We start from the raw sequence: 14,335 nt of genomic DNA, 5'->3' as shown, positions 1-14,335 counted from the left end.
TTGTGGTGGTTGGCTTGGCGCCGTGTCACTGGATAGGGTTCATCTCTCATCCCTCCCGCTTATCCAGAAACCAGCCTGCGGCGCCAATGACACCAAGCTGGCCGTGCTCGATCAGTCGTACCGGAACCTGTTGCAGATAGGCGCGCATCACGCCCTTGTTGAAATAGCGCGCAGCAAACGTGCTGCTCAGCAGGAAGGGCTGGATCTGCGGCAGGATGCCGCCGGCCAGATAGACTCCGCCGCGCGCGCCGTACAGCAGCACCAGATCGCCGACGAAGCTGCCGAGCAGGCCGCAGAAAACTTCCAGCGCCTCCACCGCGGCGGCATCGTTGCCGGCCAGCGCGGCACCGGTGATCTCGGCCGGCGTCAGCAGATGGGCGGGACTGACGCGCAGTTCGCACAGCACGCGATAAAGCTGGAGCAGGCCCGGCCCGGACAGCGCATCCTCGAACGACACATAGGGACGCTCGCGCGCCAGCACGCGCAGGATTTCGATCTCGCGTTCGTTGCCGGGCGCCAGTGAAATCTGCCCCGCCTCGGTGGCCAGTACCTGGGCCCGCGGCTGACCCGGCAACAACACCGCCGAACCAAGCCCGGTACCGGGTCCCATCACCAGTACCGGCCCGCTGATGGCCGGCTGCGTGGCATCGATGATCGAGCGTGTCTCGCCCGCCTCGATGAACTGGGTGGCGTAGGCGACCGCCTCGAAATCGTTGATCACCGCCAGCCGCTGGATACCGAGACCATCACGGATCTCGCGGATCGACACCGGCCACGGCAGGTTCTCGTTGACGATCGCGTCGTCCAGCACATAGCCGGCGCACGCCACCGCGCAATGGCGCAGGTTGCCGCGCGCGGCCGCATGCGGCGTGCCGGCCAGCTGCCCGACAAAATCCTGCAGCATCGCGGTGAGGCCCGACCAGTCGGCGCAGCTGTAGCGGTGATAGTGCAGCACGCTGACTGGACGGCGGCCGTTGGCGCTGCCAACGACCAGGCCGATGCGCGCATGCGTGCCACCGACATCAGCGGCCAGAAATGGCTCTGCTGAAGCCGGCTCGCCGGAAATCGACGCGCCCATCCGGGCCGTCGTCGACGGCGATGCTGCATGACGCTGGTTGGCGACGTCTCCCACTCCGTCCTCTCCCCGTAACCGGCACTGCCCTGATCCATGCAGCGACAGATCGCTACTGACCGGGCATTGGCCTGATTCCGGCGGAGTCTGTTCTCAAAATGACAACGTTGTCAACTGAGTCAGTTGAAAATTCCCGGACATTCGATATGGCGTCGCAACATAGCTGTCACGACACTTCAAGAGATCACCTTAACTGTCCGCATAAATGGCTCTAAACGGCGAATCACAGAAGCTCATCGCAATACATGACAACATGCTGCAGCACCGCAAAAGCGATCTGACATGGCCGTCTTTACGGCCCGACCCAGGCTGCATGCAGCTCACCTTGGCGTGATGCGGATTGACAACGTTGCACTTTTTGGCGAATAAGGAGACATTCCAGGCTGTCCGGTCATTCGACCGCTGTCAGCGCGGCTGATCTTCGGGGGAGAGAACACATGGCAACAACGCTGGCGCCGGCGCCGACCGACCGCTCGAATATCGGGCCGATGATGATCATCGGCGTGCTGTTTTTCATCTTCGGCTTTGTCACCTGGCTCAACGGGCCATTGATCACCTTCGTCAAGCTCGCTTTTCAGGTGCAGGACGCCTATGCGTTCCTGGTGCCGTTCGCGTTCTACATTTCCTACTTCGTGTTCTCGCTGCCCGCATCGATGGTCTTGCGCCGCACCGGCATGAAGAAAGGCATGGCATTGGGCCTGTTCGTGATGGCGATCGGCGCGATGATGTTCGGTCAGTTCGCCACCATGCGCGTGTTTTTCGGGGCGCTGGCGGGCTTGTTCGTGATCGGCGCCGGCTTGTCGTTGCTGCAGACCGCCTCCAATCCGTACATCAGCATCCTGGGGCCGATCGACAGCGCCGCACAGCGCATCGCCTTCATGGGCATCTGCAACAAGTTCGCCGGCATCCTGGCGCCGCTGCTGATCGGCGCGTTGGTGTTGCACGGTATCGGTGATCTCGACCAGCAGGTGAAGGCAGCCGACCCGGCGACGCGCACCATGCTGCTCGACACTTTCGCCGCCAAGATCCACCTGCCCTACATGATCATGGCCGGCGCACTGGTGCTGCTGGCGATCTGGGTGGTGCGCTCCTCGCTGCCCGAGATCAAGCCGGCCGGCGCCAACGACGAACGCGCCATCGGCCACAGCGGACGCAGCATCTTCAGCTTCCCGCACCTGTGGCTGGGCGTGCTGTGCCTGTTCCTGTACGTGGGTGTGGAAGTGATGGCGGGCGACGCGATCGGCACCTACGGCCAGGGTTTCGGGCTGCCGCTGGACCAGACCAAGTTCTTCACCGCATTCACACTGGGCGCAATGCTGCTGGGCTACGTCGTGGGCCTTCTGGTGATCCCGCGCTTCGTCTCGCAACAGCGCTATCTGGCGGTGTCGGCGTTGCTCGGCGTGCTGTTCACGCTCGGCGCCTATGTCACCCACGGCTACGCCTCGGTGATGTTCGTCGCCGCACTGGGCTTCGCCAACGCGATGATGTGGCCGGCCATCTTTCCACTGGCGATCAAGGGGCTCGGCCGACACACCGAGGCTGCTTCTGCGCTGTTGATCATGGGCATCGTGGGCGGCGCGCTGATTCCGCAGGTGTTCGTGCACCTGAAGGAGCACATCGATTTCCAGCTCGCGTTCGCGCTGCTGATGCTGCCGTGCTACCTGTACATCCTGTACTACGGCATGCGCGGTCACCGGGTCGGCCAGGAACATGCCGGGTAAATTGAGTCGCGTATTCGCTGCGGTCATGGCCATACGCTAGGATGCACGAGGCGCTGCTGGCGCCCCTTATTTTCGATGCAAGAGGTTCGCGGGTGCGCAGTGCCACCATCAAGGATGTCGCAGAACGGGCAGGCGTCTCGCTGAAGACGGTGTCGCGGGTCATCAACAATGAACCGTCGGTGCATGCGCGCACGCGCGCGAAGGTGCAGCGCGAAATCGACGCGCTGGGCTACCAGCCCGACCCTTCCGCGCGCAGCCTGCGCAGCACCCGTGCCTATGCCCTGGCGCTGGTCTACGACAATCCCAACGCGCACTACATCATCAATCTGCAACGCGGCGTGCTGTCGGTGTGCCGCAGCAGCGGCTTTGGCCTGCAGATTCATCCCTGCGACTCGTCTTCACCGCGGCTGGCCGACGAGTTGTGCGAACTGGTGCGCCGTTCGCGGCTGGCCGGACTGGTGCTGGCGCCACCGATGTCCGAACAACCGGAGCTGATCCGCACGCTGAGCGAAGCGAAGATCCCGTTCATGCGGATCATCTCGGCGCGCAAGGATCCGCAGGATGGTTATCCCTGTGTGTACGTGGATGACCGCGATGCGGCCTACGCGATCACCGAACACCTGATCCAGCTCGGCCACCAGCGCATCGGTTTCCTGTGGGGCGGCCACGAGCATCGCTCCAGCCAGGAGCGTTACCAGGGTTACGAGGATGCGTTGAAGGACTATGGCATCACGCTCGATCGCAAGCTGATCGTGCCTGGCGACTACACCTTCGACGATGGTTTCCGCGGCGCACGCAAGCTGCTCGCGCTGAAGGACCGGCCCACCGCGATCTTCGGCTGCAATGACGAAATTGCCGCCGGCGTGCTGGCGGCGGCGCATTCCGACGGCATCAACGTGCCGTACGACCTGTCGATCGCCGGCTTCGAGGACAGCCCGTTCTCCAAGCAGTCATGGCCGGCACTGACCACCGCGCGGCAGGCTACCGAGGAGATCGCGCGGCATGCAGCACAACGATTGATCGACGACCTGCAGCGTGACGCCAACGGCGAACCGGTCAACAGCACCAACGAGGGCTTCAGCCCCGAGCTGGTGGTGCGCGGCTCGACCGCACCGCGGCATACCGCACCGGCCAAGCGCTGAGCGTCCGAGCGGCTCGAACAACCAACTTTCCTGCCGTCATCCCGGCGCAGGCCGTGATCGCTTGCTGCTGTTGGTTTCGCCGCTGCAAAGAGAGGGCCAGCTTCGCTGCTTTAGAGCGGCGACCAGCTTCGCTGTGGTGAAGCGATTCCGGCCTGCGCCGGAATGACGAAAAAGTAGGGCTTGGCAAGTCTGAAGAGTCGACAAAGTGGGCTATCCAAACAGCCTCAATGCCTCACGTTGTCGGTCTGCTCGATGAAGCGGGCCACGTTGTCATGCAACTGCTTCAAGGACGCTTCGTGCGCATACACCATGTGGCCGGATGGATACCACGAATAGCTGATATTGCTCTCGAGGCTGGCCGGGATCGGCAGGTGATGCATCTCGTAGTCGGCCGCGAAGAACGGCGTGGCCAGATCGTAATAGCCACCGTTCAAGTAGACCTTGAGATTGGGATTGGTCTTCATTGCGGTGGCCAGGTCCGGCATCACGTTGGTCGAGGACTGCAGCGCCTCACCCTGCACACCCGGCGCCTTGTGCGCGAAATCCCAATGATCGATATCGGCAAACTCGCGATACTGCTGGCCGTCGCCGAACTTCAGGTCACGCCGCACGTAGTCGTTGAACGCGGCGATATAGGCCGAGCTGATCGCCGAGGACTGCGGGTCGTAGTCGGACTCCTTGCTCAGCGGATCGATCGACGGCCCCGCAAAGCGGCTGTCCAGCCGGCCGGTCGTGGTGTCTTCGCCCGTCTGCAGCTCGTGCTCGAACATGCCGCCACTGACGCGCAGGTTCGCCTTCAGCAGGTAGGCCACCGAAAGACCGGTGTACTGATGCAGTTTCTCCGCCACCGCCTGCTTCTGCGCATCGCTGAGCCGCGAGCCCGCCATCAGCGCCTGCGTGTAATCGCCCAGCGCATACTGCTTCACCTCCTCGAGGAACGGCTCCAGTGCCGCCGGCTGCGACGGCAGCTTGTGGTGGTAGAACGCGGTGGCAGCGAAGGTCGGCAAGGCCAGTTCGTACGGCAGGTCGATGCCCGGATTGAATTCGGGGCCATCGATGCTGGTGTCGAAATTGAGGATCTGCGAGAGCAGGATCACGCCATTCAGATCGACACTGTTCTCGTTCTCCAGGATGTTCGCCAGCACCGCCGAGCGGGTGGTGCCGTAGCTTTCGCCGAACAGGTATTTCGGCGAATTCCAGCGTCCGTACTTCGACAGGAACTGGGTGATGAACTGGGCGAACGCGTGGCCGTCGCCATCAACGCCGTAGATCGCCTTGCGCCGGTCCTTCATCTGCTCGTCGCGCTTGGACTTGTCGGCATCGTCTGCGATCAGCCGGCTGAAGCCAGCGCCTGGCGCATCGATGAAGACCACGTCGGACGCATCGAGCAGGCTGTAGTCGTTGTTGACGAGGCCGTACGGCGCCGCCGGCGTATGCGTATCGTCGGCGGTCACCACCCGCTTCGGCCCGAACGCGCCCATGTGCAGCCAGACCGTGGCCGAGCCGGGGCCGCCGTTGTAGATGAAGGTGACCGGCCGCTTGGTGGCTTCGGCGCCTTTCTTGAAATAGGCGACGTAAAACATGCTCACCTGCGGCTCGTTCTCCTTGTCGCCGCTGCCGTGCAGCACCAACGTGCCGGCCACCGCCTTGTAGTCGATGCGATGGCCTTCCACCGACACCGATCCCTCGCTGTTCGATGATTGCGGCTGCAACAGCGCGGCATCGGGCTTCGCCTCGGGCTTGTCCTTGCCGTCCTTCTTGTCGGATGCGGCGATCGCAACAGTGCTGAGCAGCAGGGCGGCAAGAGCCGCGGCAACGGGAAGTTTGCGCATGGACGGGTACATCCTCAGCTGGCAGAGGCGTAGTCCGCCCCGGATTGGCCTGCAGCATAGGCACCGATGCAACCGGCTTTCATCTCCCAGAAGTCACTGCCCTCACGCGAAGGCGATCAAACCGATCGCCAGCAGCGCCAGCAGTACGCCACCGAGGTTGAGCCGGCTCAGCCGCTCGCGAAAGATCAATGTGCCGACCAGCGCTCCGAGTGCCACCACGCCGATGTTCATGCTGGCAAACACCAGCGCAGGATGTTGCGGCAACGCGCGATGACCGCGCAGGTAGAACAGGATGTTGCCGAAGTTGGCCAGCCCCAGCGCCACGCCACCCAACGCGCTGCGCATGGTGAAGCGGATGCGCCCTTGCAGGCGGCGCCACAGCTGCAGCGCGAACGCGACCAGCAGCGCCAGCGCGAACATCGCCTGCAGCGACGTGCCCAGCGGCACGCCGACCAGCGCCACACGCTTGAACAGGATATCGATCGTGCCGAAACCGCCCAGCACCAACAGCGGATACAGCCAGCTCGCGCTGCCGCCGTCGGTATGACCGTGTTCGTTGCGCCAGACCATGCACAGCAGGGCGAGCAGTCCCAGCACGATGCCTGCCGCCTTGAGTCCGCTGAGCTGTTCGCCGAACAACAGGAATGCCGCCAGCAACGAGAGCAACAGCGACAGCCGCTGCGCCGCATCGCTGCGCACGATGCCAGCATGGCGTACCGACGCGCCAAGCGCGAGAAAGATCGTCGGCAGCAGTACGCCCAGCCCCACCAGCGCCAGCCATGGCGTTGCCGGCCCGCGCAGGGTCGCCAGCGACGGCTGCAGCAATAGCGCAGTGAGCGCGCTTGCCACCACGTAGTTCCAGGCGATCGCCTGACCCACATCGATCTCGAAACGACGCGCCAGCTTCAGCAGCACCGATACCAGCACGCTGCAGACGACACTCAACAATATGTAGATCACCCCGTCACTCCCGTCATGCGGCGGTCAACCGCGCAGATTCCTGACCAGCATGAACACGCCGACGGCGACGATCGCCAGCGCGAAGACCACGTGCAACGTGCCACGGGTTTTCGCCAGCCGATGTGCGCCCATCGCGCCGAGCCAGCCGCCAAGGATACCGCCAGCGATGAACCCAATCGCAGCGCGCCAGTCGACCAGACCGGAGGCGGCATAGTTGAGCGCGGTGGTGGTGGCAAATGCACCCACCGAAAACAGCGAGGTGCCGATCGCCTCAATGATCGCCATGCCGCTGGCGAACATCAGTCCGGGCACGATCAAAAAGCCGCCGCCGATGCCGAAAAATCCGGACAGGCTGCCCGCGCCAAAACCCACCGCGCCCAGTCGCGAGAACATGTGTGGCAGTGGATAGCGATCTCCGCCGCCGCCGCGTCGGCCGCGCAACATCAGCGCGGCGACCACCAGCATCAGCACGGCAAACAGCACCAGCAGGCGCTGGCCATCGACCAGCTTGCCAAGGGTCGAACCGACGAACGCGCCAACCACTCCGGTCGCGGCGAACATGAAGGCCGCCCTCCAGCGCACGTGGCCGGCGCGCGCATGCGGGATCAGGTTCGCGAACGCGTTCACTGCGACCGCCACCGCGCTGGTGCCGATCGCCAGATGCGGATCGCGCACGCCCACCACGTACAGCAGCAGCGGCGTGGCCAGGATCGAGCCGCCGCCACCGATCAAGGCCAGCGAGAAGCCGACCAGCGAGCCGCAGGCGACCGCAAGCAAATCCTGCAATGCAGGCAACATGATCATGCAGTAGTCCCCTCGCTGGAAGAAGCCCGGCCGGGCCTCCGATCAAAACCGTTCGATGTGTGCCGTCATCCACTTTTCGCGCGCGCTGCGTAACGGTCGTGCTGCACTTGCAGACGCGGACGCAAGCCATCCAGATCGTAGCCAGCCGCGGCGGCGATCCGCACAATATCCTCCACCGACTGGCTGCGCGATGCCTGCAGCGACCACAACATCGTGGAACGTGTGCCGGTGCGACAGAATGCCAGCACCGGTGGCGGCATTGTCGCCAGCGTCTGTGCAAACGCATCCACATCGGCATCGATGATTTGGCCCGACACCACCGGCACGTGCCGATAAGCCAAGCTGTACCGTGCCGCCGCCGCGGCCAGTTCGGCGCTGGCGGGCTGATCGTCGGCCTCGCCGTCGGGCCGGTTGTTGATGACGCTGCGAAATCCCAGCTCGGCCAACGCGGCCATATCATCCGCGCCGATCTGCGCGTCAACGCTGATGCTGTTGGTGAGTGATTTCGGGTGCATGCGGACGACTCCTGTGGCCAATGCCGTTGAACGCGAGGGCAACGCCTTCAAAGCGTATCGAGCGGAATTTTCAGGTAGCGGATGCCATTGTCTTCGGCCGCTGGCAACTGGCCAGCGCGCATGTTCACCTGCACCGCCGGCAACATCAATGCCGGCATCGACAACGTCGCATCGCGGCTGATGCGCATCTGCACGAAAGCATCCTCGCCGATGCCTTCATGCACATGAATGTTGTCGCGACGCTGCGCACCGACCGTGGTTTCGTTTGCATAGTGGTCGCGTCCGTGCGCCTTGTAGTCGTGGCACAGATAGATGCGCGTGCTGTCCGGCCACGCAAAAATCTTCTGGATCGAGCGGTACAACGTGCGCGCATCGCCGCCCGGGAAATCGCAGCGCGCGGTGCCGTAGTCGGGCATGAACAGCGTGTCGCCGACGAAGGCCGCATCGCCGACCACATGAGTCATGCATGCCGGCGTATGTCCCGGCGTATGCCATGCGCACGCTTCAAGCGTACCGATTCGATAGCGCTCGCCGTCGCGAAACAGATGGTCGAACTGGCTGCCGTCGCGGGCAAAACCGCCGCCAGCATTGAACAGTTGGCCGAAAGTTTGCTGCACCTCGCAGATGTGCTCACCGATGCCGAGCTTGCCGCCCAATGCAGCCTGCACATAGGGCGCGGCGGAGAGATGGTCGGCATGCACATGCGTGTCGATCACCCAGTCCAGCGTCAGCCCTTGCGCACGGACGAATGCGATCAGTGCATCGGCGGCATCGTGGCGCGTGCGCCCGGCGCTGGCGTCGTAATCGAGCACGCTGTCGAACACCGCGGCACGCAGACTCGCCGGATCCCACGCGACATAACTCCACGTGTGGCTGGCTTCGTCGAAGAAGGCCTTGACTGCAGGCTGATGCATGAGCGATTCCCGTATGACGATGGATCAGCCGTTGCCTGAAAGCATCCAACTCACCGCCGCATAACGCGACAGGTGTCCTGTCGGCCGTGGCGCGCAGGAACAGATGCAGACGCTTGTCCGAATGGCAGTTGCCTCGAATCCATGCACCGGAAACTGCAACCACCAGTATCCGGCAGCGGCAGTCTCATCACGACCTCAGTTGCCACTGGGCGCTGCGCCAAGCAGATGCCCGTTGACTTGGGTACCGTACAGCGAGTCCGGTGTGTCGTGGTACTTCGCCCGCGTCTCGGCGAGATTGCCGGTGTAGCGTGGATCCTGCGGCCGCTCGTGCGCATCCATGAACATCGCCACGTCCCACGCATCCTGGTCGCTCAGCGTGCCACCACGACTGAGCGGCATGTTCGCCTTGATGAAGGCCGCGGCGTTGCCCAGCTCGTGCATGCCGGCGCCCCAGTTGAACGACTGCGCGCCCCACAGCGGCGGGAACACGTTGCGGCCGGCGACCTGCTGGCCCTGCCCGTCGGCGCCGTGGCACAGCGCGCAGTTCGCCGCGTAGACCTTCTCGCCGCGCGCATAATCCGCCGGCTGCGGCGGCTTGAAATCCTGCTTGGGATAACCGGCACCCTGCAACTTGACGCCGACGGGCGCACCCTTGGCCATCCACCACGCATAGGTTTCCAGCGCCACCATCTCCGCGCTGTCCAGCGGTGGTGCCTTGCCGTTCATGCTGTAGCGAAAACAGCCCTGCAGGCGCTCGCCGAACGTGTTCACGTGGCCGTTCTTCTTGCGGTATTGCGGGTACATGCCATAGGCGCCCCATAGCGGGGCCGAGTCGGCCAGCCGACCCGCATCCAGATGGCAGTTGCTGCAGCTCAGTCCGTTGCCGACATACGCTTTGGCGTGCTGCGGCGTGTCCACAAAAATGTCGCGGCCCTGGCGGATCACGTCGCCCAGCGGCCCTGTGGGGATCTGCGCTTCCCCGGGTGGCGTGAACGTCGTCGACGCACTGGCTAGTGGCGTCCTGGCCGTCGCATGCGCCGTCGCAGCGGGCGCTGCTGGCGACGGACTGGTGGTCGAACTGACCGGTGGCTTCTGTGTACAGGCACTCAACGCGCCTATCGCGATGACGCCCACCCAGCACATCGTCAGCTTCATGGCGTGACTCCATTCGCGGCCAGCGGTTGTGCAGCAAACCAGTCGGCCACCGCGCGAATATCCTGTGTGCTTAGCGCACTCGACAGATGCTGCATCAGCTGCAGCGGATCGTTGTGCCGGGTGCCCTGCTGCCACGCCTTGAGCTGGGCGACGATATACGCGGCCGGTTGTCCGGCCAACGGCGGGAAATGCGCACCCACGCCGACGCCGGCGGGGCCGTGGCATTGCTCGCATGCAGGAACGTTGTTGCCCCAACGACCGCGTGTGGCGAGCACGGCGCCGACGTTGTTCGCCGCCGGCATCGCTGCAGCCGGTTTCAGCAGCACATCGGGAACCGGCAGCTTGTTGTAGTACATCGCCAGCGCCGCGCGCTCGTCTTCGCTGAGCGCCGTCGCGGTGGCCTGCATCACCGGACTGGCGCGCGTGCCGCTGGCAAAATCGTCCAGCTGCTTCTGCAGATAGGACGCATCGAGTCCGGCCAGCCGCGGGTTGCCGGCGCTGGCCTGACCGCCGCCATCGGCGCCGTGACAGGCCATGCATGGCGCCGCGCCGTTGCCGTTGCCTTGCATCGTGATCGCCGCCGCATCGACGGCATGCGCGTCGCCCATCGACAGCGCGGTGACGACGAGCAGGCCGAGGCCAAGCAACCGTGTTCGTGAATGGCAGCGACGCATCATGTCCTTCCTCAGTGCGCCGGCAGAAAGCCGTATTTGCGATATACCGCCTGCGCCGCCGGGCTCTGCATGAAGGCCAGGAAATCCTTCGCGGCCTGTTCGTGCGGCGCGTCCTTCATGCGTGCGGCGGTATAGGTGGCCGTGACATTCTGGCTCGCCGGAATCGTCACCGTCTCGACCGGGAAATGCATGATCTGCTGCTGGAAATACGCCTCGGTCGACCATACCGGCGCCGCATCGGACTCATCCTGCAGCACGCGCAGCGGCGACTGGCGGTGATGGATGCGGGTGAGGAAGGTACTGCCGTCCTTCACCTTGCTGTCCATGATGGTGTGGTCGAGCGCGTCGCCGCCAGCCTTGCGATAGCTCGCCTCGATCTGCTTCGCGATACCTTCCCATGCCGGGTTCGGCATGCTCACGCGCACATCGCTACGACCAAGATCAGTCAACCCGGCGATGTGCTTCGGATTGCCCTTCGCCACCAGGATCGCCAGCGGATTGCGTGCGTAGTCGTAGCTGTCGGCGAACCAGTTGTGCTGCTTCTGCTGCCCGGCGATCGCATCCTTGCCGGCTGTATAGATGTCCGGTTTCAGCGTGATGCGCAGGTTGCCCATCACCAGCGTGCCGCTCTCGATCTGCCTGGCCAGGATGCCCGGCGGCAGCGTCTCGGCGTAGATCCGCTGGTATTGCGGATGCGCCTGCTTGAATGCCTCCAGCAGGTCATGCACCACCATGAACTGGTTGCCAGCGAAGAACAGCACCAACTGCGGATCGACGATGTCGCCGTGCAGGTCGGCGATCGCATCCACCGGCGGCACGCTGAACTGCAGGCCCGCTGGCGGCGGGTTCCACGGCGGCAGGAAGTCGGTCCGGTCGGTCGCACTGGCGCCGAATGTGGCCGCCAGCAGCAGACCCAAAACGTAATGACGCATCGTTCAACTCCCCGAAAGCGTAAAGATCACAACGGCATCAGGGCATAACCCTGTTGCTCCAGCACAGTGACCGTGGTCAGCGCGGACAGCGCCAGCGTGACGTGCGAATCGACCCAGTCGTACTGGAACTGATGTTCGGCGACGGCCTGGCCGCATACCGCGATATCGACGCCCGCCTTGCGCAGCTGCTCGATCAGCGGCAGGTTCGGATTGTCGATGCCATGCAGCTTCTGGTACTGCGCATTGTTCAGCACGATCGGCGTCGCTCCACCGGAGGCGATCGCCACGAATTTCAGGTGGTCGAGCGGCACGCCGGCACTCACATACAGATTCACCGCGCGCGCCACGTGATCCAGTGACGGGCTCACCTGATCGGGCTTGTCGCCCGCCTTGCTCAGGCTGAACACCACTTTGTAGGTGGCGTTGCGATCCGGCTGGTAAGCCGCTTGCGGCAGCGCATGGATCTTGCCGGCACCGGTGATGGTGGGCGTCTGCCAGAAACCGTCGCTGGCGAATGCCGCCGCAGGCAGCAGGCTGAGGGCAAGCAGGATCGAGACGAAGGGACGGAACATGGCGACCTCGCGGGATGAGTGTTCACGCATGCTATGTCCGGCTTGTCCGATAAGCCAATGGAGTTTTAGTGATCGTGACGATAAAGACGGCTTATATCCAGGCGTGGTCGTGGTCAGGCTGGCAACGGCCGGCCTGCGAAATAACGCGCCGGCGGCTGGCCGAAATTGCGCCGGAACATCGCCACGAAAGCGCTGACGCTGACGTAGCCCAGCGCATCGGCGACCGCAGCCACCGGGGTGCCTTCGGCCAGCTGCTGCAGTCCTCGGCTGAGCCGTGCCTGCTGTCGCCATTGCGCGAAGCTCAGCGCGGTTTCGGCGCGGAACAGCCGGCTGAGGCTACGCGCGGACAGGCCGGCCCAGGTCGCCCAGTCATCCAGGCCGCGATTGTCGTGCGGTTGTTCGAGCACTGCCTGCGCGATGCGCAACAAGCGACGGTCATGCGGCATCGGAAGATAGAGCGGTTCGTGCGGCGCGCGGCGCATCTCGTCCAGCAGCACCGACATCACGCGTTCCTGCTCGTCGCTCAGGCGGTCGTGCCATGCCCACGAACTGGCACGACGCACGAGCGCGCGGGTCAGCTCACTGACCCCGATCACGCAGGGATGATCGGGTAGACCGTGGTCGATCGCGGGGGTGATGAACACGCCCCAGCCGCTCATCGCCCCACTGATGGTGACCGTGTGCGACTCGCCCGGTGGCATCCAGCCGGCACGATGCGGCGGCAACAGCCAGGAACCATGCCGGGTATGCACCTGGACCAGACCGCTTTCGATGCAGAAGAACTGCCCGCGTAAATGATGATGCCAGCCGTAGCTGTGGGTGCCTTCGCCATATTCGCTGGCGGCCTCGTCACCCAGCCAGTAGGCGATCAGGGCGGGGCCATCGATCCGCTCGATAAGCTCGTAGACGTGCTGCTTGGATACCGACATGGCCGGTTCTCGACATATATTGACCAAATAACGTTACCAGACTGCCACATGACTTGCCTAAGCTGTTACGCATCCGGTCGACGCCTGACTGGAACCTCCCTGCCGCTGCCGCCGCTCGCGGTTTCCTCGTCCAGCCGTGATGCCCTCTCCGTCACGCCGCGCCCCGTTCATGCGTCCTTGCTGCACACGCCTGCGCATTGCCACGTCACGAACCCAGGATGATCCGATGTCCACGACCCAGCTGCTTTCCATGAAGTCCAAACTGGCGCCATCCCCGCTGGAAACCTTTGTCGCCTGTGCCCACCAGATGCTCGACCCCGCCACGCCCGAGCCAGTGCGCCGGGCGATGGAGCCACGGCTGCTGGCGCAATTGCCGGCGTTGCGCGCACTGGGAGTATTCGAGCTGTTCGAGTTGCGTAATCCGGCCATGCGTACGTGGCTGGCTGACGAACTGGGTGGCCATGGGGCTGATTTCCAGCAGACCCAGCCAGTCTTTTTGCTGTAACAAACATGAACTGCCATATATTTGCCTTGACAAATATACTTTTGGCAATAGAATGCCCGCATGAAGCAGAACACCCCTCTATCCGACAGCAACGAATCCCATGCGCCGAGCCTGGGCATGCTGATCACCATGGTGCGCTCCGAGATCGTGCGCGCGATCGAGGCCGAACTTGCCAGCCAGGGCCTGGACCTCAGCTTTACCCAGTACCTGATCCTGAAGAAGTCCCAGCAGCTGGGTGCGGTGTCGGCCACGGAACTGGCCCGCGCCGTCGAGCTGGATGGTGGTGCGATGACCCGCCAGCTGGATCAGCTGGAGCGCAAGGGCTATCTGCGTCGCTCACCGCACGCACAGGATCGCCGTGCACTGCGCATCGAACTGACTGATGCGGGCCGCACGGTATGGCAGAACACCGCCTCCGTTTGCAGCCAGCGCGTGATGAATGCGGCCCAGCGCTCGCTGGACGACACCGAACAAGCGCAGCTGTACGAATACCTGGAGCGCGTGCTGCACGCGCTCCGCGACAAAAACTGACCCCTCATCTTTTTTAC

The 14,335-nt window shown here is 63.9% G+C and carries 15 protein-coding genes; 4 read left to right on the top strand and 11 right to left on the bottom strand.

Translation table 11 applies throughout. The features are described from left to right. Nucleotides 1-46: 46 nt before the first annotated feature. Nucleotides 47-1,132 carry a glucokinase gene (glk, locus tag B0E48_RS00225; protein WP_077515460.1) on the bottom strand — a complete coding sequence of 362 codons (1,086 nt, stop codon included), beginning with the start codon at nucleotides 1,130-1,132 and terminating at the stop codon, nucleotides 47-49. A gap of 437 nt (nucleotides 1,133-1,569) precedes the next feature. Between glk and B0E48_RS00220 the strand changes: the two genes are divergently transcribed. Beyond that, nucleotides 1,570-2,853 (top strand): sugar MFS transporter, encoded by a 1,284-nt coding sequence (locus B0E48_RS00220; protein WP_077515459.1) that lies wholly within the window; start codon nucleotides 1,570-1,572, stop codon nucleotides 2,851-2,853. A 92-nt stretch (nucleotides 2,854-2,945) separates the two neighbouring features. Next, a complete protein-coding gene (locus B0E48_RS00215) occupies nucleotides 2,946-3,995 on the top strand; it encodes a LacI family DNA-binding transcriptional regulator (protein WP_077516785.1) in 1,050 nt (349 codons plus the stop codon). A 224-nt stretch (nucleotides 3,996-4,219) separates the two neighbouring features. Here the strand turns inward: B0E48_RS00215 and B0E48_RS00210 are convergent, their stop codons facing one another. The 10 genes from B0E48_RS00210 to B0E48_RS00165 form a co-directional block, all read right to left on the bottom strand. Then, nucleotides 4,220-5,827 carry a peptidase S10 gene (locus tag B0E48_RS00210; RefSeq protein WP_077516784.1) on the bottom strand — a complete coding sequence of 536 codons (1,608 nt, stop codon included), beginning with the start codon at nucleotides 5,825-5,827 and terminating at the stop codon, nucleotides 4,220-4,222. A gap of 102 nt (nucleotides 5,828-5,929) precedes the next feature. Next, the gene (locus B0E48_RS00205; RefSeq protein WP_077515458.1) at nucleotides 5,930-6,787 is read right to left on the bottom strand and encodes a hypothetical protein; all 858 of its coding nucleotides are present in this window, start codon (nucleotides 6,785-6,787) and stop codon (nucleotides 5,930-5,932) included. Nucleotides 6,788-6,811: 24 nt separating this feature from the next. Next, nucleotides 6,812-7,591 carry a sulfite exporter TauE/SafE family protein gene (locus B0E48_RS00200; RefSeq protein WP_254423790.1) on the bottom strand — a complete coding sequence of 260 codons (780 nt, stop codon included), beginning with the start codon at nucleotides 7,589-7,591 and terminating at the stop codon, nucleotides 6,812-6,814. 65 nt (nucleotides 7,592-7,656) lie between these two features. Beyond that, entirely contained in the window at nucleotides 7,657-8,106 is a 450-nt protein-coding gene (locus B0E48_RS00195) for a TIGR01244 family sulfur transferase (protein ID WP_077515457.1), read from the bottom strand. 47 nt (nucleotides 8,107-8,153) lie between these two features. Beyond that, entirely contained in the window at nucleotides 8,154-9,020 is an 867-nt protein-coding gene (locus B0E48_RS00190; protein WP_077515456.1) for an MBL fold metallo-hydrolase, read from the bottom strand. A 195-nt stretch (nucleotides 9,021-9,215) separates the two neighbouring features. Continuing rightward, nucleotides 9,216-10,175, bottom strand: a complete 960-nt coding sequence (locus B0E48_RS00185; RefSeq protein ID WP_077515455.1) for a c-type cytochrome — start codon at nucleotides 10,173-10,175, stop codon at nucleotides 9,216-9,218. Then, nucleotides 10,172-10,852: a c-type cytochrome gene (locus B0E48_RS00180; RefSeq protein WP_254423789.1), complete on the bottom strand. Its 681-nt coding sequence runs from the start codon at nucleotides 10,850-10,852 to the stop codon at nucleotides 10,172-10,174. Before B0E48_RS00180 ends, B0E48_RS00185 begins: the two co-directional genes overlap by 4 nt. A gap of 8 nt (nucleotides 10,853-10,860) precedes the next feature. Then, a complete protein-coding gene (locus B0E48_RS00175; RefSeq protein WP_077515454.1) occupies nucleotides 10,861-11,781 on the bottom strand; it encodes a substrate-binding domain-containing protein in 921 nt (306 codons plus the stop codon). Nucleotides 11,782-11,807: 26 nt separating this feature from the next. Then, nucleotides 11,808-12,383 (bottom strand): DsrE family protein, encoded by a 576-nt coding sequence (locus B0E48_RS00170; protein ID WP_254423788.1) that lies wholly within the window; start codon nucleotides 12,381-12,383, stop codon nucleotides 11,808-11,810. 83 nt (nucleotides 12,384-12,466) lie between these two features. Beyond that, on the bottom strand, nucleotides 12,467-13,282 hold the full coding sequence (locus tag B0E48_RS00165) for a helix-turn-helix transcriptional regulator (RefSeq protein ID WP_077515452.1): 816 nt from the start codon (nucleotides 13,280-13,282) through the stop codon (nucleotides 12,467-12,469). Nucleotides 13,283-13,532: 250 nt separating this feature from the next. Here B0E48_RS00165 and B0E48_RS00160 point away from each other — a divergent pair, with 250 nt between their 5' ends. After that, nucleotides 13,533-13,787, top strand: coding sequence for a hypothetical protein (locus B0E48_RS00160; protein ID WP_254423865.1), 255 nt, complete (start codon nucleotides 13,533-13,535; stop codon nucleotides 13,785-13,787). 60 nt (nucleotides 13,788-13,847) lie between these two features. Next, nucleotides 13,848-14,318 carry a MarR family transcriptional regulator gene (locus B0E48_RS00155; RefSeq protein ID WP_139350104.1) on the top strand — a complete coding sequence of 157 codons (471 nt, stop codon included), beginning with the start codon at nucleotides 13,848-13,850 and terminating at the stop codon, nucleotides 14,316-14,318. The last annotated feature ends 17 nt before the right edge of the window (nucleotides 14,319-14,335 follow it).

It is taken from the genome of Rhodanobacter sp. C03 (assembly GCF_002001175.1).
Taxonomy (GTDB): Bacteria; Pseudomonadota; Gammaproteobacteria; order Xanthomonadales; family Rhodanobacteraceae; genus Rhodanobacter.
The sequence above is the reverse complement of the archived record's forward strand: the minus strand, read 5'-3'. Positions and strand labels throughout refer to the sequence as shown.